Here is a 1,289-nt window from a genome sequence, read left to right as displayed (position 1 = left end):
GGCGGGCCGGTGGACGCGTGGAACGCCAGGTGCAGCAGCACCTGTTGTGCCGCGGCGCCGAGGACCGCGGCCCGGAACGCGTGCCGCCGGACCCGGGCCGCGACCGCGGTGTTGAGCGCGGTCAGCACCACGAGGGCGGCGGCCGTCACCCCCGCGCCCGGGAGTCCTCCGCCGGCGGCCGTGTGCCCGGCCGCGCCGAACAGGAGGGAGGCGCCTGCCGGGAGCAGCGCCGCGGCGGCCCCCCGGCAGCGGGCCCGGCAGCGGCGGGTTCCGGGGCAGCCTGCTGCGGGGCGGCGGGTTCCGGCGCCCGGTGCTCCGCGGGTCACGGCGGCGTGCGGTGGGCCGGACGCCCGTCGCGGGCGGGCAGGGGTGCGGCGCCTCCGTGCTGCGGTGCTGTCTCGGGCGGCATCCGCGCCTCCGGAATGCGGGGCCACCACGGCCGGGGGCATGTCGCGGGGCACCAGTATCGGCCCGGCGCCCGGCGTCGCCGAGGCCGTAACCGGCCAGAGTGGCGCCCGGGACGGCTGAGCCGTTTCAGGGTCCGGGCCGCGCGTCCTCGGGGTTCGTGGCACCGAGCGCCGGCCAGGGGACGAGGCGGTCGCACCAGCGGTCCAGGAGGACGGAGTCGTGGCCGACGGCGAGCAGGGTGGCGCCGGTGGTGCGGCGGTAGGTCTCCACGGCGGCGACCAGCGCGGCCGTCGTGGACGCGTCGAGCATCGCGGTCATCTCGTCGCAGATCAGCAGACGGGGGCGGAGGACCAGGGCCCGGGCGAGGCAGGCGCGCTGGAGCTGGCCGTCGCTGACCTCGTGCGGACGGCGCGGCATGAGGTCGGGGGTGAGGCCGACCAGCGGGGCGAGGTCCCGCACGCGGGCGGGGACCTCCGCGCGGCGGCCGGTGGCCCGCAGGGGCTCGGCGATCAGGTCGGCGAGGGTGAGGCGGGGATCCGCGGCGAGACGCGGTTGCTGGAGGACGACGCCGACGGCGGTGCGCTGCGAGCGGGGCGCGCGGTGCCGCCAGCCGGTGACGGGCACGCCGTCGAAGGACACGGTGCCGGAGCCGGGGCGGTGCAGGAGGGCGGCGACGCGGGCCAGGGTGGACTTGCCGCAGCCGCTGGGGCCGAGCAGACCGACCGCCTCGCCGGAGGCGATCGTGAGCGAGGCGTCCCGCACCACCGGCGCCGAGCGGTCGTGGCCCGCGGTGACGGACCGGATCTCAAGCCGCATGGAGGACCTCACGGGGATGGTGGCAGGCGACGCCCGACATCGCGGACGGGGCGACGGCGCACGCC

1 protein-coding gene is annotated in these 1,289 nt (G+C 79.1%); it reads right to left on the bottom strand.

Features of this window, described 5'->3' with window-relative positions:
* Positions 1–534: 534 nt before the first annotated feature.
* Positions 535–1,224 carry an ABC transporter ATP-binding protein gene (locus ACOV8S_RS05445; protein ID WP_448316384.1) on the bottom strand — a complete coding sequence of 230 codons (690 nt, stop codon included), beginning with the start codon at positions 1,222–1,224 and terminating at the stop codon, positions 535–537.
* Positions 1,225–1,289 lie beyond the last annotated feature (65 nt).

This window comes from Streptomyces sp. CO7 (assembly GCF_053474865.1).
Note: the sequence above shows the minus strand (reverse complement) of the source record. Positions and strands in the feature narration are given on the sequence as shown.

Bases quoted from the DNA above. Each gene is read 5' to 3' on its own strand.
- ACOV8S_RS05445 (WP_448316384.1), bottom strand. From the start codon at position 1,224: ATGCGGCTTGAGATCCGGTCCGTCACCGCGGGCCACGACCGCTCGGCG.